Annotated in this window: 21 protein-coding genes; 17 read left to right on the forward strand and 4 right to left on the reverse strand. The window is 62.2% G+C overall.

The window, feature by feature from the left end; genetic code table 11:
* Positions 1 to 53 precede the first annotated feature (53 nt).
* From AWU82_RS25160 to AWU82_RS25175, 4 genes are all read left to right on the forward strand, one after another.
* Positions 54 to 3,650 (forward strand): DUF2339 domain-containing protein, encoded by a 3,597-nt coding sequence (locus AWU82_RS25160; protein WP_064382806.1) that lies wholly within the window; start codon positions 54 to 56, stop codon positions 3,648 to 3,650.
* Positions 3,647 to 5,011, forward strand: coding sequence for a DUF3999 domain-containing protein (locus AWU82_RS25165; RefSeq protein ID WP_064382807.1), 1,365 nt, complete (start codon positions 3,647 to 3,649; stop codon positions 5,009 to 5,011). The genes AWU82_RS25160 and AWU82_RS25165 overlap by 4 nt, the downstream gene beginning before the upstream one ends.
* A gap of 195 nt (positions 5,012 to 5,206) precedes the next feature.
* Entirely contained in the window at positions 5,207 to 6,217 is a 1,011-nt protein-coding gene (locus tag AWU82_RS25170; RefSeq protein WP_007952492.1) for a class 1 fructose-bisphosphatase, read from the forward strand.
* A gap of 3 nt (positions 6,218 to 6,220) precedes the next feature.
* Positions 6,221 to 6,823, forward strand: a complete 603-nt coding sequence (locus tag AWU82_RS25175) for a DUF924 family protein (RefSeq protein ID WP_064382808.1) — start codon at positions 6,221 to 6,223, stop codon at positions 6,821 to 6,823.
* Positions 6,824 to 6,836: 13 nt separating this feature from the next.
* On the opposite strand, the gene AWU82_RS25180 is transcribed toward AWU82_RS25175, so the two are convergent.
* The 3 genes from AWU82_RS25180 to AWU82_RS25190 form a co-directional block, all read right to left on the reverse strand.
* Positions 6,837 to 7,169, reverse strand: a complete 333-nt coding sequence (locus tag AWU82_RS25180; RefSeq protein ID WP_064382809.1) for a type II toxin-antitoxin system RelE/ParE family toxin — start codon at positions 7,167 to 7,169, stop codon at positions 6,837 to 6,839.
* A complete protein-coding gene (locus tag AWU82_RS25185; RefSeq protein ID WP_039764708.1) occupies positions 7,166 to 7,438 on the reverse strand; it encodes a type II toxin-antitoxin system Phd/YefM family antitoxin in 273 nt (90 codons plus the stop codon). The genes AWU82_RS25180 and AWU82_RS25185 overlap by 4 nt, the downstream gene beginning before the upstream one ends.
* A gap of 131 nt (positions 7,439 to 7,569) precedes the next feature.
* Positions 7,570 to 9,462 (reverse strand): methyl-accepting chemotaxis protein, encoded by a 1,893-nt coding sequence (locus tag AWU82_RS25190; protein ID WP_223290658.1) that lies wholly within the window; start codon positions 9,460 to 9,462, stop codon positions 7,570 to 7,572.
* Positions 9,463 to 9,744: 282 nt separating this feature from the next.
* Between AWU82_RS25190 and AWU82_RS25195 the strand changes: the two genes are divergently transcribed.
* Both AWU82_RS25195 and AWU82_RS25200 read left to right on the forward strand, forming a co-directional pair.
* Positions 9,745 to 9,999 (forward strand): hypothetical protein, encoded by a 255-nt coding sequence (locus AWU82_RS25195; RefSeq protein WP_007952486.1) that lies wholly within the window; start codon positions 9,745 to 9,747, stop codon positions 9,997 to 9,999.
* A gap of 31 nt (positions 10,000 to 10,030) precedes the next feature.
* Positions 10,031 to 10,600, forward strand: coding sequence for a lipocalin family protein (locus AWU82_RS25200; protein WP_064382811.1), 570 nt, complete (start codon positions 10,031 to 10,033; stop codon positions 10,598 to 10,600).
* A gap of 137 nt (positions 10,601 to 10,737) precedes the next feature.
* Here AWU82_RS25200 and AWU82_RS25205 read toward each other — a convergent pair whose 3' ends face one another.
* Positions 10,738 to 12,102 carry a formimidoylglutamate deiminase gene (locus AWU82_RS25205; protein WP_064382812.1) on the reverse strand — a complete coding sequence of 455 codons (1,365 nt, stop codon included), beginning with the start codon at positions 12,100 to 12,102 and terminating at the stop codon, positions 10,738 to 10,740.
* Between the two features lie 145 nt (positions 12,103 to 12,247).
* Here AWU82_RS25205 and hutC point away from each other — a divergent pair, with 145 nt between their 5' ends.
* The 11 genes from hutC (at position 12,248) to hutG (ending at position 25,613) form a co-directional block, all read left to right on the forward strand.
* Complete coding sequence (gene hutC, locus AWU82_RS25210) at positions 12,248 to 12,958, forward strand: histidine utilization transcriptional repressor HutC (protein ID WP_170928949.1); 711 nt, start codon at positions 12,248 to 12,250, stop codon at positions 12,956 to 12,958.
* A complete protein-coding gene (locus AWU82_RS25215; protein ID WP_064382813.1) occupies positions 12,955 to 13,524 on the forward strand; it encodes a HutD/Ves family protein in 570 nt (189 codons plus the stop codon). The genes hutC and AWU82_RS25215 overlap by 4 nt, the downstream gene beginning before the upstream one ends.
* A 499-nt stretch (positions 13,525 to 14,023) precedes the next feature.
* A complete protein-coding gene (gene hutU, locus AWU82_RS25220) occupies positions 14,024 to 15,706 on the forward strand; it encodes a urocanate hydratase (RefSeq protein WP_064382814.1) in 1,683 nt (560 codons plus the stop codon).
* 149 nt (positions 15,707 to 15,855) lie between these two features.
* Positions 15,856 to 17,328 carry a purine-cytosine permease family protein gene (locus AWU82_RS25225; RefSeq protein WP_064382815.1) on the forward strand — a complete coding sequence of 491 codons (1,473 nt, stop codon included), beginning with the start codon at positions 15,856 to 15,858 and terminating at the stop codon, positions 17,326 to 17,328.
* 70 nt (positions 17,329 to 17,398) lie between these two features.
* Positions 17,399 to 18,367, forward strand: coding sequence for an ABC transporter substrate-binding protein (locus AWU82_RS25230; protein WP_064382816.1), 969 nt, complete (start codon positions 17,399 to 17,401; stop codon positions 18,365 to 18,367).
* Between the two features lie 84 nt (positions 18,368 to 18,451).
* The gene (locus tag AWU82_RS25235) at positions 18,452 to 19,303 is read left to right on the forward strand and encodes an ABC transporter permease (protein ID WP_007952475.1); all 852 of its coding nucleotides are present in this window, start codon (positions 18,452 to 18,454) and stop codon (positions 19,301 to 19,303) included.
* Positions 19,300 to 20,130, forward strand: coding sequence for a quaternary amine ABC transporter ATP-binding protein (locus tag AWU82_RS25240; RefSeq protein WP_011332047.1), 831 nt, complete (start codon positions 19,300 to 19,302; stop codon positions 20,128 to 20,130). Before AWU82_RS25235 ends, AWU82_RS25240 begins: the two co-directional genes overlap by 4 nt.
* 145 nt (positions 20,131 to 20,275) lie before the next feature.
* Positions 20,276 to 21,799 (forward strand): histidine ammonia-lyase, encoded by a 1,524-nt coding sequence (gene hutH / locus AWU82_RS25245; RefSeq protein ID WP_064382817.1) that lies wholly within the window; start codon positions 20,276 to 20,278, stop codon positions 21,797 to 21,799.
* A 116-nt stretch (positions 21,800 to 21,915) separates the two neighbouring features.
* Positions 21,916 to 23,448 (forward strand): histidine ammonia-lyase, encoded by a 1,533-nt coding sequence (gene hutH, locus AWU82_RS25250; protein WP_064382818.1) that lies wholly within the window; start codon positions 21,916 to 21,918, stop codon positions 23,446 to 23,448.
* 145 nt (positions 23,449 to 23,593) lie between these two features.
* On the forward strand, positions 23,594 to 24,799 hold the full coding sequence (gene hutI, locus AWU82_RS25255; RefSeq protein WP_064382819.1) for an imidazolonepropionase: 1,206 nt from the start codon (positions 23,594 to 23,596) through the stop codon (positions 24,797 to 24,799).
* 10 nt (positions 24,800 to 24,809) lie between these two features.
* On the forward strand, positions 24,810 to 25,613 hold the full coding sequence (gene hutG / locus AWU82_RS25260) for an N-formylglutamate deformylase (protein WP_064382820.1): 804 nt from the start codon (positions 24,810 to 24,812) through the stop codon (positions 25,611 to 25,613).
* Positions 25,614 to 25,786 lie beyond the last annotated feature (173 nt).

The raw sequence follows: 25,786 nt of genomic DNA on the forward strand, positions 1-25,786 counted from the left end.
ATATACTGAGCGTTGGTTCCGCCCCGTCACGGGGCTGCTCAGGGATATCGACCATGCAATGGATGTTCATGTTGATCGGGCTGTTGCTCGGCTGGCTGCTCGACGAGTCGTTCAGCGATGCGCTGTTGGGCGCCTTGCTCGGGCTTGCCATCGGCCAGGCGATGCGTATCGCGCGGCTCGGTTCACAGGCTGCCGAGCAACAGCATCAGCTGGATCACGCGAAGATTGCGTTGCAGGGCGTCGAACAGCGTCTGTTTCTGCTGGAGGGCGCTCAGACGCATTCGCCAGCGCCACCGAGTGTCGCGCCGGCCAGCGAAACAGTCGTCGAGCCTGTCACGGTATTTGAACAACCCGCTGCCGCAGAACCCGAGCTGGTCTGGGAACTGCCACCCGAACTCGAACCTGTTGCCGTCGCTGCCAGCGAATCCAGCCAGCCGCTGCCGGTCGATGTCTGGCGTCTGGACGCCGTTACGCCTGAACCTGAACCCCGACAACCCGCCGAGCCCCGTGGCCCGAACCTCATCGAACGCGGTATCAGCGCTGCGCGCAACTGGCTGTTCGGTGGCAACACCGTGCTGCGGGTCGGCGTGGTGTTGTTGTTTTTCGGTCTGGCGTTCCTGCTGCGCTACGCCACCGAAGGCATGGTGGTGCCGATCGAGTTGCGTTACGCCGGAGTTGCGGCGGCAGCACTGGGCTTGCTGGCGCTGGGCTGGTGGTTGCGCCATCGCAACAACAGCTACGCCTTGATGCTGCAAGGCACCGGGATCGCGGTGCTGTACCTGACGGTGTTTGCGGCGATGCGTTTGCATCCGCTGCTCGATCCGTCTGCCGCGCTGGGATTGCTGGTGGCAGTGACGGTGTTTTCGGCCATTCTGGCCATCACTCAGGACTCCCTGGCCCTGGCCTGTGTCGCCGCACTGGGCGGTTTCGCCGCGCCGATTCTGACCTCCACCGGCGCCGGCAACCATGTGGCGCTGTTCAGTTATTTCGCGCTGCTCAACGCCGGCATTCTGGCCATCGCCTGGTTCAAGGCCTGGCGTCTGCTCAACCTGATCGGCTTCGTTGGGACCTTCGGCATCGGTTTCGCCTGGGGCCTGCGTTCGTACATGCCGGAACTGCTGTGGAGCACCGAGCCGTTCCTGATTCTGTTCTTCCTGATGTACCTGGCCATCGGCCTGCTTTTCGCCCGGCGCAAGTTGCTGGACATGCCGGACGCCCCGGCGGACGACGATCGCGAGGCGCTGCTGCACTGGTCGGCGCGCAAGGGCGATTACGTCGACGGGACGATGCTGTTCGGTCCGCCGCTGGTGGGTTTCGGCCTGCAATTCGCGCTGGTTCAGCATCTTGAGTTTGCGGCGGCGTTCAGCGCACTGGCGCTGGGCATGATTTACATGGCCCTCGCCAAAGTGCTGATGGGCGGTCGGGCGATGTTGCTCGGCGAGACTTGCCTGGCGCTCGGGGTGATTTTCGCCAGCCTGGCGATTCCGCTGGGGCTGGATGCACGCTGGACATCTGCCGCGTGGGCGGTGGAGGGCGCGGGGATTTTCTGGCTGGGCTTGCGTCAGCAACGGCCGTTGGCCCGGGCTTTCGCATTGCTGCTGCAACTCGGTTCGGCCCTGGCGTTTCTCAGCCAGCTGCGCGTCGGCAAAAGCAGCCTGCTCGACGGTGCGCCGTTGGGCGCATTAATGCTCGGCGCGGCGTTGCTGTTCAGCTTCTATCAATTGCGCAAGGCGTCGCCGGAGCAAACTTCACCTTGGGAGCGTCAGGGCTTGCCGGTGCTGGCGTGCCTGGGGCTGATCTTCCTGTATCTGCTGGCGCCGCTGTTCTTCTTCACTCAGGGCACGGCGATCAGTTGGGCATTGGCCGGGCTGGCGACCTTGTTCGTCGGCTTGCGCCTGCAATCGCGCACGTTCCTGTTCACCGCGTTTGCCGTGCAGTTGCTTGGCGGGGCGTTATTCCTGTTGCGCCTGCAAGGGGCGGGCGAGGATTCGGCGGCCGTGTTCAGCGCCGGCTGGAGCGGTCTGCTCAGCGCCTCGCTGATCGGTCTGGCGCTGATCGCCGGCATGCTGCTGGCGGCGCGCGACGAGATGGTGCGCAGCGATGTGCGGCTGCTGCGCGGTTTGTCGGTGGTGCTGCTGGCGGGGCTGGTACTGATCAATCTGGCGGTGTTGTTCGTGCTGCCGTGGCAAACCGCGAGTGCCGTTTGGGCGGCCAGTGGCTTGCTGATCATCTGGCTCAGTCTGTACCTCAAGCAGCGCGTGAGTTTTGTCTTCGGCCTGCTCTTGCAACTGATCGGTGGCGCAGCGTTTCTGCTCGCCGGTCCCGAGTTATTGGGGCCGCTGTCCAGCGAGGGGCTGCGACCGCTGGCCCATGGCGGATTCTGGACGCCACTGGTGCTGGGCCTGGCGGCGATGATCGGAGCGTGGCGCCTGCAACTGGGCAATCATGCCTCGGCGTTCGATGTGCTGAGCCTGCATCGCCTGTCCGAAGTGTTGCTGGTGTGGGGCGCCGGTTGGTGGGCGCTGGCGTGGGTCAGCGAAGTGCTGCGGTTTGCGCCGGTGAATCTGGAAAATTCGCTATTGCTGCTGGTCGCCGCGTTGATGGTCGCGTTGTGGGCGGTGTTGGCCTTGCGCCTGAAATGGCCGTCGCTCGGTCTACTCTGCACCTTGCTGATTCCGGTGGCCGGGCTGGTGTTGCTGGTCTCGTGGCATTCGCGTTATCACCCGGCGGCGGATTTCGGCTGGCTGGCGTGGGCGGCGGTGTTCGTTGTGCATTTCATCAGCCTGCGACGTCTGGCACTCATGCTGCCGGCGCGGGCCCTGAGTACGGCGCATGTGCTCGGTTGCTGGCTGCTGATCGGCGTGCTGGCGCTGGAGTTGCGCTACGGCCTGCTGCTGTTGTCCGAGCAGTACAACGCCTGGCGCTGGCTGGGCTGGGCGATTTTGCCGAGCGTGTATCTGTTGTTGATGGCCGCACCGCGTCAGTGGCCATGGCCGGTAGCAGCGTTCCCTCGCGAATATCGTCTGTACGCGGCGGCGCCGCTGGCGGTGTTGATGCTGGTCTGGTTCTGGCTGGCCAATGGCATCAGCGATGGCAATGCCGAGCCGCTGCCTTATGTGCCGCTGCTCAACCCGCTGGAATTGGGTCTGCTGTTTGCGCTGTTCGGTGTTTATGTCTGGTCGCGCAGCGCCGTTGCCGAGCTGTCGATCCGCCAGGATTACGCGGCTTACGCGACGCAACTGATTGCCGGTGTTTCGCTGTTTGCGTTCTGCACCGCGCTGGTCACCCGCGCCGCGCACCATTGGGCGGGGATTCCGTTCGAGCTGGATCTGCTGCTCGAATCGATGCTGGTGCAGGCCGGGTTGTCGATCGTCTGGACGCTGATGGCGCTCGGGCTGATGATCGGCGGGCACCTTCGCCATCGCCGCGAAGTGTGGCTGATCGGCGCGGCGCTGATTGCGCTGGTGGTGACCAAACTGATTTTTGTCGAACTGAGCAACCGTGGCGGGCTGGCCCGGATCGTCTCGTTTATCGGCGTCGGCGTGTTGCTGCTGGTGGTGGGCTACTTCGCGCCGCTGCCGCCCAAACGCGTCGACGCTGCACCGGAGGCGGACCAACCGGCCCCGGAAACCGAAGGAGTGTCGTCTTGAGTCGCAAGCTTAATCTCGGGTGGCTGTTGCTGGGCGTGGCCATGACGGCCGGCGCCCAGGAAAAACCGGCGGACTTCGCCGCCCAGGTGCCGTTGTCGGTCAGTGGTTCCGGCCCATGGTATCGCCTCGAACTGCCGCTGAGCGTGCAGTTGCAGGCACGTCAGACCGATCTCAGCGACCTGCGGGTGTTCAACGCCGCCGGAGAACCGCAGGCTTATGCGCTGGCCCGGGAATCGGCGCAGACCCGCGACGATGGCCAATTGCATGAGGTGAAGTGGTTCCCGCTGTACAACTCGGCGGATGCCACCGAACGTGCGCCGAGCGTTCGCGTGCAATCCACCACCACCGGCACGCTGGTGGAAGTGCAGCCGTCCAGTCAGCTTGAAGCCGGGGAAGAAGTCCTGCGTGGCTGGCTGCTCGACGCCAGCGCGATCAAGGCGCCGTTGCAGCAACTGATCCTCGACTGGACCAGCGAGCGCGACGGCTTCCAGCGTTTCAGCATCGAGGCCAGCGACGACCTGCAGCACTGGCAAGCCTGGGGCGAAGGCCAGGTCGCGCGCCTGACGTTTGCCGACGAACGGGTCGAGCAGCATGAAGTCGCGCTGCCGGGGCAATCGGCGCGGTATCTGCGTCTGCTGTGGGATTCGCCGGCCTCGGCGCCGGTCCTGACTTCGGCGCAACTGAAAAGCAGCGACCCGCGCAACCTGCCGCTGCCACTGGTCTGGTCGTCAGCGCTGGCCGGCAGCAGCGGCAAGGCCGGGGAGTACACCTGGCAGTTGCCGATGGGGCTGAACATCGAGCGAGTGCAGGTCGAACTGAAACAGGCCAACAGCCTGGCGCCGGTGACACTCTCGGGCCGTCGCGACAGCAGTCTGCCGTGGCAACCGCTGAGCAGCGGCTTGCTCTATCGTCTGACTCAAAATGGCCAGGACGTGGTGCAGAACGAATTGCAGCTCTACGGCCAGACCGTGCAGCAGTTGAAACTCACGGTCGACGAACGCGGCGGCGGTCTCGGCGAGCAGGCACCGAGCGTGAAATACGCGGTGCGCGCCACTCAGGTCATTTTCCTCGCGCGCGGCGACGGGCCTTACAGCCTGGCGCTGGGCAATCCGACGGTGAAGACGGCGAACCTGCCGCTGACCACGCTGATCCCCGATTTCAAACCGGAGAAACTGGCCACGCTGGGCAAGGCCACGGTGCAGGGTGAAGCGCTGGCGACTCAGACCTCGACGGCCACCACGGCTGCGACCACCGACACCCACTGGAAGAAGTTCGGCCTGTGGGCGGTGTTGCTGCTCAGTGTGCTGTTTCTGGCGGCGATGGCCTTCAGTCTGCTGCGCAAGCCGCCGGCCAAGTCCTGAATATGACGGGTGTGGCCTCTACACCCGTCGGGTTTCCAACTACGCTGAATCCGGTGCCTGAACTCTCTGGGTTCGATCACGTCTGATAGCAGGAGTTGCACCCGACGCACGTTACCGGGCGTCATTGCTCGCTACGGTTTCAGACTCCCTGTAAACTGCGCGGGTTTTTAGCCCCCCATTCCACCGGAGCCGTCCATGTCCCGCGTTACCCTGAGTCGCTATTTGATTGAGCAGACCCGCAGCAACAACACTCCTGCCGATCTGCGCTTCCTGATCGAAGTGGTGGCGCGTGCCTGCAAGGAGATCAGCCACGCCGTGTCCAAAGGCGCCCTGGGCGGCGTTCTGGGCAGCATGGGCACAGAAAACGTGCAAGGCGAAGTGCAGAAGAAGCTCGACGTGCTGTCGAACGAAATCCTGCTCGAAGCCAACGAATGGGGCGGTCACCTGGCCGGCATGGCGTCCGAAGAAATGGACAACGCCTACCAGATCCCGGGCAAATACCCGAAAGGCGCCTACCTGCTGGTATTCGACCCGCTGGACGGTTCGTCGAACATCGACATCAACGCCCCGGTCGGCACCATCTTCTCCGTGCTGCGTTGCCCGAACGAATACCTGAGCCAGAACGAAGCCCTGGATGAAAAGGCCTTCCTGCAGCCGGGCACTCAGCAAGTTGCCGCCGGTTATGCTATCTATGGCCCGCAGACCATGCTGGTGCTGACCCTGGGCCACGGCGTCAAAGGTTTCACCCTGGACCGCGAAATGGGCAGCTTCGTCCTGACCCACGAAGACATCACCATTCCTGAATCCACCCAGGAATTCGCCATCAACATGTCCAACCAGCGTCACTGGGAAGCTCCGGTACAGCGCTACGTTTCGGAACTGCTGGCCGGTGAAGAAGGCCCGCTGAAAAAGAACTACAACATGCGCTGGGTCGCGGCGATGGTTGCTGACGTGCACCGCATCCTGACCCGTGGCGGTCTGTTCATGTACCCGCGCGACAGCCGCGAGCCGTCCAAACCGGGCAAACTGCGCCTGATGTACGAAGCCAACCCGATGTCGTTCCTGGTGGAACAGGCAGGCGGCGCTTCCACCGACGGTCACCAGCGCATTCTCGATATCAAGCCTGAAGGCCTGCACCAGCGCGTAGCGGTGTTCCTCGGCTCGAAAGAAGAAGTCGCCCGCGCCACGGCGTACCACAAGGAATAAACCATGACCGCGCCCTGGCAGCCGTTGCTCGATTGGTGGTTTGGTCACTCCGAATCGGCAAAGGATGTAACGGCTGAAAAGGGCAAGTTGTGGTTTGGCAAGAAAGACAGCCAGGACCTCGAAGCGCGTGAGCGTTTCGGGGTCTTTGTCGATCAGGCCCTTGCTGGCGAATTGACCGAATGGACGCAACGTCCCGAAGGTTGGCTGGCGCTGGTGCTGCTGCTCGACCAACTCCCGCGAATGATCTTTCGCGATACGCCCAAGGCTTTCTCGGGTGATCTACGGGCCCAAAAACTGGTGGCTCAGGGGATTGCCGCAGATTTCGATCGGCAGTTGAAACCGATCCAGCGACTCTTCATCTACCTCGTCTTCGAACACTGCGAAAACCTCGCGGTGCAGAATGAAGCGGTCTCGCGATTCATCGAACTGGTGGCTGAACAGCCGGAAGCGGAGCGCGGAGTGTTTGCCGACAACCTGGACTATGCCGAGCGGCATCAGCGGGTGATTGCGCGGTTTGGACGGTTTCCGCATCGCAATGCGGTGTTGGGGCGGGAGTCTACGGTTGAGGAGCTGGAGTTTCTTTCGCAGCCGGGGTCGAGTTTCTGAAGCTTCATCAGACTCACGGATTGCCTTGAAGCAAACGTTTCATCAAGAGCGCAGGCAGGTTTTTTCTCGTATCAGCGATGATATGGATATAGATGGTCTGCTCTCGGACTTCATAAACAATGCGATTCAAGCCAGAGATGACTTGTCGATATTGACCGAGGTTCAGCCTTTCTATTTCTTCGGGAATGGAGCCTGAATAGGGTAAGGATGCGAGACTACGAATAGCGACCTTCAAGCTGGCATAGGTGCTATGCCAGGTTTGAGGTGAGAACTGTTTGATGAGGTAGGTGCGAAGATCTTTGAGATCTGTTTCGGCGGACTGAAGAATAACGACCCTCAAACTCATTGGGGGTCGATCCTGTCCAGCTCTGCGAAAACGTCTTCAACATCCCTGTACTTGCCTTCCTCAATTTCTCGATTTCCCATGGCAAGCAGTTTGAGCAGAGCCATTGTTTCTTCCTGCTCTTCAAAACTTTTGACGTCCATGACTACAAGCTTCGCTTCGCCGTTCTGGGTAATCACCAGCGGCTCACGGCTTTCGCTAATCGTTTTGACGATTTCTGCGGTATGGCTTTTCAGGTAGCTGATGGGTTTGATCTGGGATGAAAGCTTCACGGGCTGCGCCTCGCTGGGTGGAATAGGACTGAGTTTAGTCTTAATTCAGTCCTGAGTCAGTCCGAGGTGACAAGCGTGTCTAGCGTTGTTCCGTCTTCGCGGGTTCAAGCGCGAAGACGGCTTCGAACGACTTAGATCCGGAAACTACCCACCAACTGCTTGAGTCGCGCAGCCTGCTGCTCCAGATCCGCACAAGCCCGCAACGTCGCCTGCAAGTTCTCCACACCTTCCTGGTTCAGCGTGTTGATCTCGTTGATATCGACGTTGATCGACTCGACCACCGCCGTCTGCTCTTCCGTCGCGGTCGCCACCGACTGATTCATGCCGTCGATCTCGCCGATGCGCTGGGTCACGCTGCCCAGGCGTTCGCCTGCCTGGTTGGCGATGCCGACGCTGCTTTCGCTCTCACGCTGGCTCTCGGTCATGATGCCGACCGCCTGACGCGCGCCGACTTGCAGCTCTTCAATCATCTTCTGCACTTGCTGCGCCGAATCCTGGGTGCGGTGTGCCAGGTTGCGGACTTCGTCGGCGACCACGGCGAAACCACGACCGGCCTCACCGGCACGGGCCGCTTCGATCGCGGCGTTGAGCGCCAGCAGGTTGGTTTGCTGGGAGATGCTGGTGATCACTTCCAGAATCTGCCCGATGTTCACGGTGTTGCTGTTCAGGGTTTCGATGTTGCCGCAGGAGTCGCTGATCTTCGCCGACAGCTGTTGCATCGCGTGGATGGTTTTATCCACCACCTGCTGGCCGTCTTCGGCCAGGCTGCGCGCGTCGCTGGAATGTTGTGAGGCGAGGGCGGCGTTCTGGGCGATTTCCTGGGCGGCGGCGCCGAGCTGGTTGATCGCGGCGGCCACGCTGTTGGTGCGCGAGGCTTGCTGGTCGGAGTTGAACATCGACGAGTTCGACGCCGCGACCACGCGCAGCGCGACTTCGTTGACTTGCCCGGTGGCGGACGATACTTCGCGGATCGAAGTGTGGATGCGCTCGACGAAACGGTTGAACGACAGTCCCAGCGCACCGAATTCATCGTGGCCGTGGATGATCAGGCGTTTGGTCAGGTCACCTTCGCCTTCGGCGATGTCGTGCATGGCGCGGCCCATGGTCAGCAGCGGCTGCATCAGTACGCGGATCAGCATGCCGAGCAGGGCGATGATGATCACTACCGCAATGACCATGGCGATCAGCGCCGAGGTGCGGAACTCGCTGAGCATCGAGAACGCGGTGTCCTTGTCCAGCACCAGCGCCACGTACCAGTCGGCCGACGGCACGCCGTTGACGCGGGTGAAGGAGATCAGTTGGGTCTTGCCGTCGAACTTGACTTCTTTCAGACCCGGGCTGACGTTCGGCGCGCCGTTGGGGTAGGCCTCGGCCAGGGTCTTGAGCACCAGCTTGCTGTCCGGGTGGATCAGGATCTTGCCGTCGGCGCTGACGATGAACGCATGGCCGTGGCCGCCGAAGTTCAGCGAGTTGATGATTGCGCTGACACTCGACAGATCAATGTCGGCACCGGCCACACCAATCATCTGGCCCTGGCGCTGCACCGGGGTGGCGACGGTGATCACCAGTTTACCCGACGAGGCGGCGATGTACGGTTCGGTGACGATGGTCTGTTGCGCAGCGTTGGCGGCCTTGTACCAGCCACGGGCGCGCGGGTCGTAATCCGGCGCGCGGTTGCCGGCCGGGACCGAGAACATCACACCGTCGGCGCCGCCGAAGTAGCTGAGCTGAAAATTGCCGGTGTAGGCGGGCAGGTCGATGATGCGTTTCAGGCTGGCCGGGGCGTTGCCGTCGGCGACAACCTGCTGCGCCATCGATTGCAGCAACTGGATGCGGCTTTCCAGCCAGGTCTGGATGTTGCTGGTGGTCAGGCTGCCCAGTTCCTGCATCGACGCTTCGGTGCTGCTTTGCAGGGCTTCGCGCTGGCGATAGTCGTTGAACAAAATGAAACAGGCGAATGCAACGGCCACCACAAGGGCGGCAGCCAACAAGATCTTGTGGCTGAATTTCATGTTTCTGGTCATTAAGTGAGCTACCGCGAAGGGGCTGGTCAAGAAAGGGCGGCAATTTGCCACACTCTGGGGCTTTGCGCTGCTCTTATTTCGACCGCCACGCGCCAAAGATTAGGCGCCTTTTGCTAAAAGCGACGAAATGCTCGATAGCCTTACAAACTGTCTGATTTACCGGCAAAAGCCGGACGAGCGGGTTAACAAATAGCCAGCCTCCCAGGGAACCAGACAGGGGTTTTCTCTTCTAAGCTTCTGGTTGGCGCCAGGCCATCCCCCTTCCGCTCCAGGAGTTACACCATGTCGCTGCGATCTATCGCCCTTCTGTCGTTTTGCGTGCTGTTGGCCGCCTGCAGCAAGGTCAATCAGGAAAACTATTCGAAGCTCTCGGCCGGCATGGCCAAGGCCGAAGTCGAGACGCTGCTCGGCAAGCCTACCGATTGCTCGGGCGCACTCGGCATGTCCAGTTGCACCTGGGGCGACAAGAACAGCTTTATCAGCGTGCAGTACGCCGGTGACAAAGTGCTGATGTTTTCCGGCCAAGGCCTGAAGTAAACCGGGGCTACGTGCCCACGGGAGAAAAACAATGAAGCGGTTATTGCTTATCCTTTTTGCCGGCCTGGTATTGGCCGGCTGCGCCACGTCCGGTGAAGATCCGCTGGCGCCGAAGACGGTCAACAGTGTCAATCTCAAGCGTTACCAGGGCACCTGGTACGAACTGGCGCGTCTGCCGATGTATTTCCAGCGCAATTGCGCGCAATCCGAAGCCCGTTACTCGCTCAAGCCCGACGGTAACATCGCGGTGTACAACCGCTGTCTGACGGCAGACTGGAAGTGGGAAGAGGTCAAAGGCACGGCTTATCCACAGGTGCCGGGCAAGACCGACAAGCTGTGGGTCGAGTTCGATACCTGGTTCTCGCGCCTGATTCCGGGTGTGGCGAAGGGGCAATACTGGGTGCTGTATGTCAGCGATGACTACAAGACCGCCCTCGTCGGTGACCCGAGTCGTCGCTACCTGTGGCTGTTGTCCCGCACGCCGACCGTCAACGGTGTGGTGCGTGAGGAGCTGTTGAGCAAGGCGCGTCAGCAGGGTTATGACACCACGCGCCTGATCTGGCGTACGTCGGAACAGCAGATGGCCAAGACGTCCAACTGACTTCTCCTGTTCTGATCGTTCCCACGCTCCGCGTGGGAATGCCTCAATGGACGCTCTGCGTCCGCTTTTGGGACGCGGAGCGTCCCGGGCTGCGTTCCCACGCAGAGCGTGGGAACGATCAGTAACAGAAGTTTGTGTCAGCCCAAAAGGTCTCGCAGGACTTGGGTGAAGGCGCGATTGCTGTCCTCTTCCCCGGCATGTCGCCCCTCGCGCACGACCCACTGACCATTGACCAGCACATCGCGCACCTGACGATCGCCACCGGCAAACAGCCAGCGATTGAGAATCCCGTCACCGCTGGCCGTGGCCAGGTACGGATCGCTGCCATCGAGTACGATCCAGTCGGCACGCTTGCCGACTTCCAGCGCACCGATCGGCTGGCCCAGCGCCTGAGCGCCACCGTCCAGTGCCGCGTCGTACAGCGTACGGCCGACCATCGGCTGATCCGCGCCATACAAGCGATTGCGCCGCTGATCGCGCAGACGCTGGCCGTATTCCAGCCAGCGCAGTTCTTCCACCACACTCAACGACACATGGCTGTCGGAGCCGATGCCCATGCGCCCGCCCTGAGCGAGGAAATCCACCGCCGGGAAAATCCCGTCGCCGAGGTTGGCTTCGGTGGTCAGGCACAGGCCGGCGATGGCGCGACTCTTGGCCATCAGCGTGACTTCTTCCGGATTGGCGTGGGTCGCGTGCACCAGGCACCAGCGCTGATCGACCTCGGTGTTTTCGTACAACCATTGCAGCGGACGGCGACCGCTCCAGCTCAGGCAGTCGTCGACTTCCTTCTGCTGCTCGGCGATGTGGATGTGCACCGGGCATTGCTGGTCGCTGGCCGCCAGTACTTCGCTGATCTGCTGTGGCGTGACCGCGCGCAACGAGTGAAAGCACAGGCCCAGCGACTGCGCCTTTTGCTGTGCCAGCAGGGGTTGCAGGCGCGATTGCAGCTTCAGGTAGTTTTCGGTGCTGTTGATGAAACGGCGCTGGCCTTCGTTCGGCGTCTGGCCACCGAAACCGCTGTGGCTGTAGAGCACGGGCAGCAAGGTCAGACCGATGCCGACGGAACTGGCCGCCTGGCTGATGCGCAATGCCAGTTCCGCCGGGTCGGCGTAAGGCTGGCCGTTGTTATCGTGGTGGACGTAATGGAATTCGGCGACCGAGGTGTAACCGGCCTTGAGCATTTCGATGTACAGCTGACGGGCAATCACACCGAGCTGGTCGGGGCTGATTTTTCCGACGAGCCGATACATCAGGTCGCGCCAGGTCCAGAAACTGTCGTTGGGATTGCCGGCCACTTCCGCCAGTCCCGCCATCGCTCGCTGGAACGCGTGGGAGTGCAGATTCGGCATCCCCGGCAGCAGCGGACCGCTCAGCCGTTCGGCGCCGTCTGCAGTGGAATCGGCCTGGATTCGGGTCAACACGCCATCGGCGCTGACCTCGAGACGTACATTGTTGGCCCATCCGTTAGGCAGCAGCGCGCGTTCGGCAAAGAAGGCGGACATGGTTCAGCACCCCATCGTGTGTTATTTGTATATACATATACAGACGTTTGCCTGCCCGGTAAACTCCGGCAAGCTAGCCACTTTCACCAATGAACAGGGATCCACCGTGCCGACTCCGCCTCCAGTCTCCCCGTTGGCCGCGAACATGGGCGACAGTCCGGCGCCCTTGTACGCCCGCGTCAAACAGATGATCACCCAGCAGATCGACAGCGGTAACTGGCCGCCGCATTACCGCGTGCCGTCGGAAAGCGAGCTGGTCAGCCAGCTGGGTTTCAGCCGCATGACCATCAACCGCGCCCTGCGGGAAATGACCGCCGACGGTCTGCTGGTGCGGATGCAAGGCGTCGGCACGTTTGTCGCCGAACCGAAGAGCCAGTCCGCGCTGTTTGAAGTGCACAACATCGCCGACGAAATCGCCTCCCGTGGCCATCGCCACACCTGCCAGGTGATCACCCTGGAAGAAGAGGCCGCCGGTTCCGAGCGCGCGCTGGCGCTGGACATGCGCGAAGGGCAGAAGGTCTTTCACTCGCTGATCGTGCACTACGAAAACGATGTTCCGGTGCAAATCGAAGACCGTTTCGTCAACGCGCTGGTCGCCCCGGAATACCTCAAGCAGGACTTCACCCTGCAGACGCCTTACGCCTATCTGAACCAGGTCGCGCCGCTGACCGAAGGCGAGCACGTGGTCGAAGCGATCCTTGCCGAAGCGTCCGAATGCAAATTGCTGCAGATCGAAAAAGGCGAGCCTTGCCTTTTGATCCGTCGTCGTACCTGGTCGGGTCGTCAGCCGGTGACGGCGGCGCGCCTGATCCACCCCGGTTCCCGTCATCGTCTGGAAGGTCGGTTTCATAAATGAGTGAAGTGAAGGTTTTACGCGCTGAAGGCTACCCGCGCATGCCGTGGAAAAACGGCGGCGGCAGCACCGAGGAGATCACCCGTGACGCCGGCGCAGGCCTCGACGGTTTTGGCTGGCGTCTGTCGATTGCCGACATCGCCGAATCCGGCGGTTTCTCGACCTTCGCCGGTTACCAGCGGGTCATCACGGTGTTGCAGGGCGACGGCATGACCCTGTGTGTCGACGGCGACGATACCCGGCCGTTGTTACCCCTCGACCCGTTTGCCTTCAGCGGCGAAAGCCAGGTGTCCTGCACCTTGCTCGGCGGCGCGATCCGTGACTTTAACCTGATCTACTCGCCCCAGCGTTACAGCGCACGCCTGCAATGGCTGGACGGCGAACAGCGGTTTTTCAGTTCGGCAAGCACCGTGCTGGTCTTCAGCGTCAGCGAACTGCTGGAGGTCACGGTCGGTGACAGTGCGTCGCAACTCGGCCGCCATGACTGCCTGCAAATGGACGGTAACACCGGGCTGACCGAGATCGCCGTCAATGCCGGCTGCTGCGTGATCGAACTGTCCCCGCACTGATTCCTTCACACGCTTGCATACCGTGACGCTCCGCGTCACAAAGCGGACGCGGAGCGTCCATGGCGGCATTCCCACGCAGAGCGTGGGAACGATCTAACGATCAACGATCAAAAACCGCTGCTTTGAAAGCAGCGGTTTTTTTTCGTCCCGACGTTCCCGAAATGCGCACCAACTTGTTACCGAACGCCCCAGCGTGGCGCAAAACCGCGCTTCCGTAACAACCTCTCGCCACCCTCAATTCACCCCACGGAAAATTTCATGAACGCCAGAGCCCTTGATTCAGGCGCTCTGCAGCCCTGTTCGGAATTTTTATTGAACAGCCCTCCAACAAGTTGGCCGCTTGATTGCATATGCTTGTATGTACAAGTAAAGACGTATGCGTATGAGTCGAACGAGACTCTCCGCAGCGTCCACTGATTCGCTTGTCGCGCACTGAGGCGCACAGGCTGCTTGCCCACTGCCAGGGTTGGTTTGAATTGATCGCTGAGGAGTCTTTTTCGTGACTGACAACAACCGCACTAAATTCCGTGACGTCGAAATCCGCGCCGCCCGCGGCAACAAGCTGACCGCCAAGAGCTGGCTGACCGAAGCGCCGCTGCGCATGCTGATGAACAACCTCGACCCGGAAGTCGCCGAGAACCCGAAAGAGCTGGTGGTCTATGGTGGCATCGGCCGCGCGGCGCGTAACTGGGAGTGCTACGACAAGATCGTCGAGAGCCTGACCAACCTCAACGAAGACGAAACCCTGCTGGTGCAATCGGGCAAGCCGGTCGGCGTGTTCAAGACCCACAGCAACGCCCCGCGCGTACTGATCGCCAACTCCAACCTGGTGCCGCACTGGGCGACCTGGGAACACTTCAACGAACTCGACGCCAAAGGCCTGGCCATGTACGGCCAGATGACCGCCGGCAGCTGGATCTACATCGGCAGCCAGGGCATCGTCCAGGGCACCTACGAAACCTTCGTTGAAGCCGGTCGCCAGCACTACAACGACAACCTCACCGGCAAGTGGGTACTGACCGCCGGCCTCGGCGGCATGGGCGGCGCCCAGCCACTGGCCGCGACCCTCGCCGGTGCCTGCTCGCTGAACATCGAATGCCAGCAGATCAGCATCGATTTCCGCCTCAAGACCCGCTACGTCGACGAGCAGGCCAAAGACCTCGACGACGCGCTGGCCCGCATCGCCAAATACACCTCCGAAGGCAAGGCGGTTTCCATCGCCCTGTGCGGCAACGCCGCTGAAATCCTCCCGGAGCTGGTCAAGCGCGGCGTGCGCCCGGACATGGTCACCGACCAGACCAGCGCCCATGACCCGCTCAACGGTTATCTGCCGGCCGGCTGGACCTGGGACGAATACCGCGCCCGCGCCAAGACCGAGCCAGCCGCTGTGGTCAAGGCTGCCAAACAGTCGATGGCCGTTCACGTCAAAGCCATGCTCGACTTCCAGAAAATGGGCGTGCCGACCTTCGACTACGGCAACAACATCCGTCAGATGGCTCAGGAAGAAGGCGTCGAAAACGCATTCGATTTCCCAGGCTTCGTACCGGCCTACATCCGTCCGCTGTTCTGCCGTGGCATCGGCCCGTTCCGCTGGGCTGCACTGTCGGGTGATCCGCAGGACATCTACAAGACCGACGCCAAAGTCAAAGAACTGATCCCGGACGACGCCCACCTGCACAACTGGCTGGACATGGCCCGCGAGCGCATCAGCTTCCAGGGTCTGCCGGCGCGTATCTGCTGGGTCGGCCTGGGCCTGCGCGCCAAGCTCGGTCTGGCGTTCAACGAAATGGTCCGCAGCGGCGAGCTGTCGGCTCCGATCGTGATCGGTCGCGACCACCTCGACTCCGGCTCGGTATCCAGCCCGAACCGTGAAACCGAATCGATGCAGGACGGCTCCGATGCCGTCTCCGACTGGCCGCTGCTGAATGCCCTGCTGAACACCGCGAGCGGTGCGACCTGGGTGTCCCTGCACCACGGCGGCGGCGTCGGCATGGGCTTCTCCCAGCACTCGGGCATGGTGATTGTCTGCGACGGTACTGACGAAGCGGCCGAGCGTATCGCTCGCGTGCTGCACAACGACCCGGGCACCGGTGTCATGCGTCACGCCGATGCCGGTTACCAGATCGCCATCGACTGCGCCAAGGAACAAGGGCTGAACCTGCCGATGATCACCGGCAAATAAAGAACCTGTGGGAGCTGGCTTGCCAGCGATGGCGGCGGCACTGCCGGAATTGATGTTGCAGGTGCCGACGTCATCGCGGGCAAGCTCCGCTCCCACAGGAATCGCGTAAACCGGACAGAGCAATTAAAACAATCCACAGAGGTTGAATCATGGCGGGCAACACCGATCGTGCAGGCAGTAAACCGTTGATCGAAAGGCGTTCGATCGACTACATCCCGGAAGCGGAAAGACACGGTCGTCTGTTCAGTCAGTTCACCCTGTGGATGGGTGCCAACCTGCAAATCACCGCGATTGTCACCGGGGCCCTGGCCGTGGTGCTGGGCGGCGATGTGTTCTGGTCGTTGATCGGTCTGCTGATCGGTCAACTGCTGGGCGGCGGGGTGATGGCGCTGCATGCGGCGCAAGGGCCGAAGCTTGGCCTGCCGCAGATGATTTCCAGCCGGGTGCAGTTCGGCGTCTACGGCGCGGCGATTCCGATCGTGCTGGTGTGCCTGATGTACCTCGGCTTCACCGCCACCGGGACCGTGCTGTCCGGTCAGGCGCTGGGCCAGTTGTTCGGGGTCAGCGACACCGTCGGCATCCTGCTTTTCGCCAGCGTCATTGTGGTGGTCACGGTGCTTGGCTATCGGGTGATTCACTGGATCGGCCGGATCGCCAGCGCCATTGGCGTGATTGCTTTCGTTTACCTGTTCAGCCGTTTGATGAGCCAGGTGGACGTCGGCGCACTTCTGGAAATCCGTCACTTCAGCTGGAGCAGTTTCCTGCTGGCGGTGTCGCTCGCGGCCTCCTGGCAGATCGCTTTCGGCCCGTACGTGGCGGACTACTCGCGCTACCTGCCGAGCAAGGTGTCGTCGGTGAAAACCTTCTTCGCCGCCGGTGCCGGTTCGGTGATTGGTGCGCAGGTGGCGATGATCCTCGGTGTGTTCGCGGCCGCTTCGGCCAACGGGCAATTCGCCGGTCATGAAGTCGCTTACATCGTCGGTCTGGGCGGAACCGGTGCCACCGCCGCGCTGCTGTATTTCAGCATCGCGTTCGGCAAGGTCACCATCTCTACCCTGAACTCCTACGGCAGCTTCATGTGCATCGCGACCATCATCAGCGGCTTCCGTGGCCACCTGACGGTGACCCGCATGCAGCGTCTGGTGTTCGTGCTGGTGATTGTCGGCGCGGCGACACTGATCGCGCTGCTCGGCCAGCATTCGTTCCTCGGTGCGTTCAAGTCCTTCATCCTGTTCCTGCTGGCGTTCTTCACGCCGTGGAGCGCGATCAACCTGGTGGACTACTACTGCATCACCCGTGAGCGCTACGACGTACCGGCGCTGGCGGATCCGAACGGTCGCTACGGCCGCTGGAACCTCCTCGGTATCAGCGTTTATGTGTTCGGGGTGCTGGTGCAACTGCCGTTCATTTCCACCAAGTTCTATACCGGTCCATTGGTAGCGGCCCTGGGGGATGTGGATATTTCCTGGATCATCGGTCTCGTGCTGCCCGCAGCGCTGTACTACATCTGCGCGAAAAAATGGCACGGCACCGTACCCGATCGACTGATTCTGCCCGTCGAGCAGGACAGCGTTGTACAACCTAAAACAAGCGGGGCCGGTCGCGCTGCGGCGCAGGCCTGATTTGGACGTGGACAGGGCTGGATGCCTCTTGACTGCCGTAAGCCAATTCATGATTAGGAGCGTCACAACAATGAAATCGAACAAGACCCTGCTGACCACCTTGCTTTCCATGGGCCTGCTGGCCAGTGCCGGCGCGACCCAGGCCGCCGGCTGGTGCGAGTCCGGCAAACCGGTGAAATTCGCCGGCCTGAACTGGGAAAGCGGCATGCTGCTGACCGACGTTCTGCAAGTGGTGCTGGAAAAAGGTTACGACTGCAAGACCGACAGCCTGCCGGGCAACTCCATCACCATGGAAAACGCCCTGAGCAGCAACGACATCCAGATCTTCGCCGAAGAATGGGTCGGCCGCAGCGAGGTCTGGAACAAGGCCGAGAAGGCCGGCAAGGTCGTCGGTGTCGGCGCCCCGGTGGTGGGTGCGATCGAAGGCTGGTACGTGCCGCGCTACGTGATCGAAGGCGACGCCAAACGCAAACTCGAAGCCAAGGCGCCGGACCTGAAAAACATCGCCGACCTGGGCAAATACGCCGCCATCTTCAAGGACGCCGAAGAGCCTTCCAAGGGCCGCTTCTACAACTGCCCGGCCGGCTGGACCTGCGAGCTGGACAACAGCGAAATGCTGAAAAGCTACGGCCTGGAAAACAGCTACACCAACTTCCGTCCGGGCACCGGCCCGGCGCTGGATGCGGCCGTGCTGTCCAGCTACAAGCGTGGCGAGCCGATCCTGTTCTACTACTGGTCGCCAACCCCGCTGATGGGCCAGATCGACGCGGTGAAACTGGAAGAGAAACCGGGCGTCGACAAGACCGTGACCATCAAGGTCGGTCTGTCCAAGACCTTCCACGAGCAAGCGCCGGAACTGGTGGCCGTGCTGGAAAAGGTCAACCTGCCGATCGACCTGCTGAACCAGAACCTGGGCCGCATGGCGAAGGAACGTATCGAGTCGCCAAAACTGGCGAAAATCTTCCTCAAGGAACATCCTGAGGTCTGGCATGCGTGGGTGAGTGAAGACGCTGCCAAGAAAATCGACGCGGCGCTGTAGGTCGAATTCCTCCCGGCCAACCGAGAGGCTGGCCGGGGTGTTCGCCGCAATCGCTTGATTGAGTTTCCTGATTGAGAGCCGCTTATGTTTCCCGAAAGCTTTACCTTTTCCATCGCCGACTGGGTCAACGGTTGGGTCGATGCGCTGGTCACCAATTACGGCGACGTGTTCCGCCATATCTCCGACACCCTGCTGTGGGCCATCGTCAATCTTGAAGGCCTGCTGCGCGCCGCGCCGTGGTGGTTGATGCTGGCCATCGTCGGCGTCGTGGCCTGGCATGCGACGCGCAAAGTCGTGACCACTGCCGTGATCGTCGGTCTGTTGTTCCTGGTCGGCGCCGTCGGCCTGTGGGACAAGTTGATGCAGACCCTCGCGCTGATGATGGTGGCGACGGTCATTTCGGTGCTGATCGGCGTACCGCTGGGGATTCTCTCGGCGCGCAGCAATCGCCTGCGCTCGGTGCTGATGCCGCTGCTCGACATCATGCAGACCATGCCCAGCTTCGTGTACCTGATTCCGGTGCTGATGCTGTTCGGCCTGGGCAAGGTGCCGGCGATTTTCGCCACCGTGATCTACGCCGCGCCGCCGCTGATCCGTCTGACCGATCTGGGCATCCGCCAGGTCGACGGCGAAGTGATGGAAGCGATCAACGCCTTCGGCGCCAACCGCTGGCAGCAACTGTTCGGCGTGCAACTGCCGCTGGCCCTGCCGAGCATCATGGCCGGGATCAACCAGACCACCATGATGGCCCTGTCGATGGTGGTAATCGCCTCGATGATCGGCGCCCGTGGCCTGGGTGAAGATGTGCTGGTGGGCATTCAGACCCTCAACGTCGGACGCGGTCTCGAGGCCGGTCTGGCGATCGTGATTCTCGCAGTGGTCATCGACCGCATTACCCAGGCGTATGGTCGGCCACGGCATGAGGTGAGCAAATGAGCAACGCAACTGTGAGCAAGATCGAAGTCAAAAACGTCTTCAAGATTTTCGGCAACCGCGCCAAGGACGCTCTGGCGATGGTCGGCCAGGGCAAGACCAAGGATCAGGTGCTGAACGAAACCGGTTGCGTGGTCGGGGTCAACGACTTGTCCCTGAGCATCGGCACCGGCGAGATCTTCGTGATCATGGGCCTGTCCGGCTCGGGCAAATCGACGCTGGTGCGCCACTTCAACCGCCTGATCGACCCGACCAGCGGCGCGATCCTGGTGGACGGCGTGGACATCCTGCAATACGACATGGACGCCCTGCGCGAATTTCGTCGGCACAAGATCAGCATGGTGTTCCAGAGCTTCGGTCTGCTGCCGCACAAGACCGTGCTCGACAACGTCGCCTACGGCCTGAAAGTGCGCGGCGAGAGCAAGCAGCTGTGCGCCGAACGCGCGTTGCACTGGATCAACACCGTGGGCCTCAAGGGCTACGAAAACAAATACCCGCACCAGCTCTCCGGCGGCATGCGCCAGCGTGTAGGTCTGGCCCGGGCATTGGCAGCGGACACCGACATCATCCTGATGGACGAAGCGTTCAGTGCGCTGGATCCGCTGATCCGCGCCGAGATGCAGGACCAGTTGCTGGAGCTGCAAAAGACCCTGCACAAGACCATCGTCTTCATCACCCACGACCTCGACGAGGCCGTGCGCATCGGCAACCGCATCGCGATCCTCAAGGACGGCCGCCTGATCCAGGTCGGCACGCCGAAAGAGATCCTGCATTCGCCGGCGGACGAGTATGTCGACCGCTTCGTGCAGCGGCGGGCGGCGGTGGTCTGATCTGAGTTTTGCAGTGCACAGACTGGCCTCATCGCGGGCAAGCCCGCTCCCACAGGGATTGTGTGAGCAGCGGAGATTCTGTGGGAGCTGGCTTGCCAGCGATGAGGCCGGTGAAGCTGCATCAAAATTATGGTTGAGGTAAGTGATGTCCCAGGCTGAAAAAATCGTTATCGCCGACGCTCCGATGCGTTGGCAGGATGTGGTCGCAGTCGCTCGTCATGGCGCGCAGCTCGAGCTGTCGGCGCAGACCTGGGCGCGCATTGAAAACGCGCAGGGCATCGTCCAGCGTATCGTTGCCAGCGGCGAGCGCGCCTACGGCGTGAACACCGGGCTCGGTGCGCTGTGCAACGTCTCGCTGAAAGACGAACAGCTCAGCCAGCTGTCGCGCAACACCTTGCTCAGCCATGCCTGCGGCGTCGGCCCGGTACTGGCCGACGAGCAGACGCGCGCGATCATGTGCTCGGCGATCCGCAACTACAGCCACGGCAAATCCGGCATTCATCGCCGGGTGGTCGAAGCGCTGCTGGCGCTGCTCAATCGCGGCATCACCCCGCAAGTGCCGTCCCAGGGTTCGGTGGGTTACCTGACCCACATGGCACACATCGGTATCGCGCTGCTGGGCGTGGGCAATGTCAGCTATCGCGGGCAAGTGGTTTCCGCGCAGCAGGCGCTGGCCGAAGAGGGCCTGCAACCGGTGCAGCTCGGAGCGAAGGACGGTCTGTGCCTGGTCAACGGCACGCCGTGCATGACCGGCCTCGGTTGCCTGGCGATTGCCGATGCCACGCGGCTGGTGCAATGGGCCGACGTGATCGGCGCCATGAGCTTCGAGGCCCAGCGCGGCCAGATCGCCGCGTTCGATGCCGAGATCATCGCGCTCAAGCCGCATCCGGGCATGCAGCAGGTCGGCGTCAATCTGCGCGCCTTGCTCGATGGCAGTGAAGTGATTGCCGCGAGCAAGGGCATTCGCACGCAGGATGCCTTGAGCATCCGCTCGATCCCGCAGGTGCACGGCGCCGCCCGCGATCAACTGGAACACGCGATCAAGCAGATCGAAACCGAGCTCAACGGCTGCACCGACAACCCGTTGTTGCTGGGCACGCCGGATGACTTCCGTGTCATGTCCCAGGCCAACCCGCACGGACAATCGGTGGCGCTGGCGGCGGATCTTCTGGCGATTGCGATGGCTGAAATCGGCTCGATTGCCGAGCGGCGTCTGGATCGCCTGATCAACCCGCACGTCAGCGGTCTGCCGGCGTTTCTGGTGGCCAATCCGGGGGTGAACTCCGGGATGATGATCGTGCAATACGTCGCTGCGTCGCTGTGCGCGGAAAACCGCCAGTTGGCGCAACCGGCGGTGATCGACAACTACGTCACCTCGGGCCTGCAGGAAGATCACTTGAGCATGGGCACCAACGCCGCGCTGAAGCTGCACCGCGCGCTGGAAAACTGCACGCAGATCCTCGCCATCGAGTACCTGCTGGCGGCCCAGGCGTTTGAATTTCTCAAGGAACAGCGCTTCGGCGCCGGCACCGATACCGCCTGGCGACTGCTGCGCGAAAAAGTCCCGGCCTACGATCAGGACCGCTGGCTGGCACCGGATATCGCCGCTGCCGCAAGCGTTCTGAAAGACCCGGATCTGCTGCACAGCGCATTACCGAATTTGCACTGAAAACTACCCACGCCAGCGTGCCAAGGCGCGGCTCCCCAAAAGGGCAGACGCGACGGACAACGGACATCTCCGGAGCGTCTGGCGAGTTAACAATAAACTCTCAAAAGGAGCACAAAATGACTGCGCTGAACCTGATCCCCGGCCAACTGAGCCTGGCCCAACTGCGTGACGTTTATCAGAACCCCGTCAAGCTGACCCTCGACAACAGCGCCAGCGCGCAGATCGAAGCCAGCGTGGCCTGCGTCGAGCAGATCCTCGCGGAAAACCGCACCGCCTACGGCATCAACACCGGTTTCGGCCTGCTGGCCTCCACCCGCATCGCCAGCGAAGACCTGGAAAACCTCCAGCGCTCGCTGGTGCTGTCCCACGCCGCCGGTGTCGGCCAGCCGATCAGCGATGAGCTGGTGCGCCTGATCATGGTGCTCAAGGTCAACAGCCTCAGCCGTGGTTTCTCCGGTATCCGTCGGGTGGTGATCGATGCACTGATCGCGCTGATCAACGCCGAGGTCTATCCGCACATTCCGTTGAAAGGCTCGGTCGGTGCCTCCGGTGACCTGGCACCGCTGGCGCACATGTCGCTGGTGCTGCTGGGCGAGGGCAAGGCGCGTTACAAGGGCGAGTGGATGGAAGCGACCGAAGCGCTGAAAGTCGCCGGTCTGACCCCGCTGACCCTGGCGGCAAAAGAAGGTCTGGCGCTGCTCAACGGTACTCAGGTTTCCACCGCATTCGCGTTGCGTGGTCTGTTCGAAGGTGAAGACCTGTTCGCCGGCGCACTGGCGCTGGGCGGCCTGACGGTGGAAGCGGTGCTCGGCTCGCGTTCGCCGTTCGATGCGCGCATCCACGCCGCCCGTGGTCAGAAAGGCCAGATCGACGCCGCTGCCGCTTACCGCGATCTGCTGGGCGAGCGCAGCGAAGTCTCCGACTCGCACCAGAACTGCGAAAAGGTTCAGGATCCGTACTCGCTGCGTTGCCAGCCGCAAGTCATGGGCGCATGCCTGACTCAGTTCCGTCAGGCCGCCGAAGTGCTGGCCATCGAAGCCAACGCCGTATCCGACAACCCGCTGGTGTTCTCGGCCGAAGGCGACGTGATTTCCGGCGGCAACTTCCACGCCGAGCCGGTGGCCATGGCCGCAGACAACATGGCGTTGGCCATTGCCGAAATCGGTTCCCTGAGCGAGCGTCGTATCTCGCTGATGATGGACAAGCACATGTCGCAACTGCCGCCGTTCCTGGTGGCCAATGGCGGCGTGAACTCCGGCTTCATGATCGCCCAGGTGACCGCTGCGGCACTGGCCAGCGAGAACAAGGCGCTGTCCCATCCGCATTCGGTGGATAGCCTGCCGACTTCTGCCAACCAGGAAGACCACGTCTCCATGGCCCCGGCTGCCGGCAAGCGCCTGTGGGAAATGGCCGAGAACACCCGCGGGATCCTCGCGGTGGAATGGCTGGCGGCGGTGCAGGGGCTTGATCTGCGCAACGGCCTGAAGACCTCGGCCAAACTGGAACAGGCCCGAGGGATTCTGCGTCGCGAAGTGCCGTTCTACGAGAAGGACCGCTTCTTCGCGCCGGACATCAATGCGGCGACCGAACTGTTGGCTTCGCGGGTTCTGACTGAACTGGTTCCGGCGAAGTTGCTGCCGAGCCTTTAACCCCACCACTGATCGTTCCCACGTCGAGGCGTCGAACCGTCCGCGTGGGAATGCAGCCCGTGACGCTCCGCGTCGCTGGACGCGGAGCGTCCCTTGAGGCATTCCCACGCAGAGCGTGGGAACGATCACAAGACGAGGACTTGGGATGAAAACCCTCTGGCAACACTGCCACGTCGCAACCATGGCGCAAGGCGTCTACTCGATCATCGAGGATGCGGCCATCGTGACGTCCGGTGCACTCATCGAGTGGATCGGCCCGCGCAGCCAATTGCCGTCAGGCGAATACCCGGCGGTCAATGACCTGCAAGGCGCGTGGGTCACCCCCGGCCTGATCGATTGCCACACTCACACCGTGTTCGGCGGCAACCGCAGCGGCGAGTTCGAGAAGCGCCTGCAAGGCGTCAGCTACGCCGAAATCGCAGCGGCCGGCGGCGGCATCGCCAGCACCGTGCGCGCCACGCGCGAAGCCTCGGAAGACGAGCTGTTCGCCAGCGCCGCCAAACGCCTGAAAAGCCTGATGCGCGACGGCGTGACCACGGTCGAAATGAAATCCGGCTACGGCCTCGATCTGGCCAGCGAGCGCAAGATTCTGCGGGTCATCCGTCGCCTCGCCGCCGAGCTGCCGATCAGCGTGCGCAGCACCTGCCTGGCCGCCCACGCCTTGCCGCCGGAGTACAAGGATCGCGCCGACGCTTACATCGATCACATCTGCGCCGAGATGCTCCCTGCGCTGGCCGCCGAAGGGCTTGTCGATGCGGTGGATGCGTTCTGCGAATACCTGGCGTTCTCCCCGGAGCAGGTCGAGCGGGTGTTCATCGCCGCGCAAAAACTCGGTCTGCCGGTGAAGCTGCACGCCGAACAATTGTCGTCGCTGCACGGTTCCAGCCTCGCGGCGCGCTACCACGCATTGTCCGCCGATCACCTGGAGTTCATGGACGAAGCCGACGCCATCGCCATGGCCGAATCCGACACCGTCGCGGTGCTGTTGCCGGGCGCGTTCTACTTCCTGCGTGAAACCCGGTTGCCGCCGATGGAAGCCCTGCGCAAACACAAAGTGAAAATCGCCATCGCCAGCGACCTCAACCCCGGCACCTCGCCGGCGCTGTCGTTGCGCCTGATGCTGAACATGGCCTGCACCTGCTTCCGCATGACCCCGGAAGAAGCCCTGGCCGGCGCGACCATTCATGCCGCGCAAGCCCTGGGCATGGCCGAGACTCACGGTTCGCTGGAAGTCGGCAAGGTCGCGGATTTTGTCGCTTGGCAGATCGACCGCCCGGCGGATCTGGCGTACTGGCTGGGTGGTGAACTGGATAAACGCGTCGTGCGTCACGGCGTTGAATCAAGTCTGTAGGAGAGCGGTTGTGGATAAGGTTCTGAACTTCAAACAAGGTCGCGTGCCGCTGCTGATCAGCATGCCCCACGCCGGTGTGCGCCTGACCCCGGCGGTCGAGGCCGGATTGATCCCGGACGCGAGAAGCCTGCCGGACACCGACTGGCACATTCCGCAGCTCTACGACTTCGCCGCCGAACTGGGCGCCAGCACCCTGGCGGCCGAGTACTCGCGATTCGTCATCGACCTGAACCGGCCGTCCGACGACAAACCGCTGTACGTCGGCGCCACCACCGGGCTGTACCCGGCGACGCTGTTCGATGGCATTCCGTTGTTCAAGGAAGGCAAGGAGCCGTCGAAAGAAGAACGTGCGACGTACCTGGAGCAAATCTGGACGCCGTACCACCGCACCTTGCAGGAAGAACTGGCGCGGCTGAAGGCCGAGTTCGGTTACGCGCTGCTGTTCGATGCGCACTCGATCCGTTCGATCATCCCGCACCTGTTCGACGGCAAGCTGCCGGACTTCAACCTCGGCACCTTCAATGGCGCCAGTTGCGATCCACAGCTGGCCACGCAACTGGAAGCGATCTGCGCACGCCATGGCGATTACAGCCATGTGCTGAACGGACGCTTCAAGGGCGGCCACATCACCCGTCACTACGGCAACCCGGCCGAGAACATCCACGCCGTGCAACTGGAGCTGGGCCAGTGCACGTATATGGAAGAGTTCGAACCGTTCCGCTACCGCGCCGATCTGGCGGAGCCGACGCGGGTGGTGCTGAAGGAATTGCTGCAAGGACTGCTCGCTTGGGGCAAATCCCGCTATACAGCCTAACTGATTGTCTGATCGTTCCCACGCTCCGCGTGGGAATGCAGCCCGTGACGCTCCGCGTCACTGGACGCGGAGCGTCCCTTGAGGCATTCCCACGCAGAGCGTGGGAACGATCTGCGGTGAGTGAGCGATCTGGGGGGCGCCCTCAAACAGTCGCCACCGTGCAAATCCCGGTC

Origin of the sequence: Pseudomonas glycinae (genome assembly GCF_001594225.2) — a bacterium.
Classification (GTDB): domain Bacteria; phylum Pseudomonadota; class Gammaproteobacteria; order Pseudomonadales; family Pseudomonadaceae; genus Aquipseudomonas; species Aquipseudomonas glycinae.

Bases quoted from the DNA above. Each gene is read 5' to 3' on its own strand.
- AWU82_RS25160 (WP_064382806.1), top strand. From the start codon at position 54: ATGCAATGGATGTTCATGTTGATCGGGCTGTTGCTCGGCTGGCTGCTC.
- AWU82_RS25170 (WP_007952492.1), top strand. From the start codon at position 5,207: ATGTCCCGCGTTACCCTGAGTCGCTATTTGATTGAGCAGACCCGCAGC.
- AWU82_RS25175 (WP_064382808.1), top strand. From the start codon at position 6,221: ATGACCGCGCCCTGGCAGCCGTTGCTCGATTGGTGGTTTGGTCACTCC.
- AWU82_RS25180 (WP_064382809.1), bottom strand. From the start codon at position 7,169: ATGAGTTTGAGGGTCGTTATTCTTCAGTCCGCCGAAACAGATCTCAAA.
- AWU82_RS25190 (WP_223290658.1), bottom strand. From the start codon at position 9,462: ATGACCAGAAACATGAAATTCAGCCACAAGATCTTGTTGGCTGCCGCC.
- AWU82_RS25195 (WP_007952486.1), top strand. From the start codon at position 9,745: ATGTCGCTGCGATCTATCGCCCTTCTGTCGTTTTGCGTGCTGTTGGCC.
- AWU82_RS25200 (WP_064382811.1), top strand. From the start codon at position 10,031: ATGAAGCGGTTATTGCTTATCCTTTTTGCCGGCCTGGTATTGGCCGGC.
- AWU82_RS25205 (WP_064382812.1), bottom strand. From the start codon at position 12,102: ATGTCCGCCTTCTTTGCCGAACGCGCGCTGCTGCCTAACGGATGGGCC.
- hutC (WP_170928949.1), top strand. From the start codon at position 12,248: ATGGGCGACAGTCCGGCGCCCTTGTACGCCCGCGTCAAACAGATGATC.
- AWU82_RS25215 (WP_064382813.1), top strand. From the start codon at position 12,955: ATGAGTGAAGTGAAGGTTTTACGCGCTGAAGGCTACCCGCGCATGCCG.
- AWU82_RS25225 (WP_064382815.1), top strand. From the start codon at position 15,856: ATGGCGGGCAACACCGATCGTGCAGGCAGTAAACCGTTGATCGAAAGG.
- AWU82_RS25230 (WP_064382816.1), top strand. From the start codon at position 17,399: ATGAAATCGAACAAGACCCTGCTGACCACCTTGCTTTCCATGGGCCTG.
- AWU82_RS25235 (WP_007952475.1), top strand. From the start codon at position 18,452: ATGTTTCCCGAAAGCTTTACCTTTTCCATCGCCGACTGGGTCAACGGT.
- AWU82_RS25240 (WP_011332047.1), top strand. From the start codon at position 19,300: ATGAGCAACGCAACTGTGAGCAAGATCGAAGTCAAAAACGTCTTCAAG.
- hutH (WP_064382817.1), top strand. From the start codon at position 20,276: ATGTCCCAGGCTGAAAAAATCGTTATCGCCGACGCTCCGATGCGTTGG.
- hutH (WP_064382818.1), top strand. From the start codon at position 21,916: ATGACTGCGCTGAACCTGATCCCCGGCCAACTGAGCCTGGCCCAACTG.
- hutI (WP_064382819.1), top strand. From the start codon at position 23,594: ATGAAAACCCTCTGGCAACACTGCCACGTCGCAACCATGGCGCAAGGC.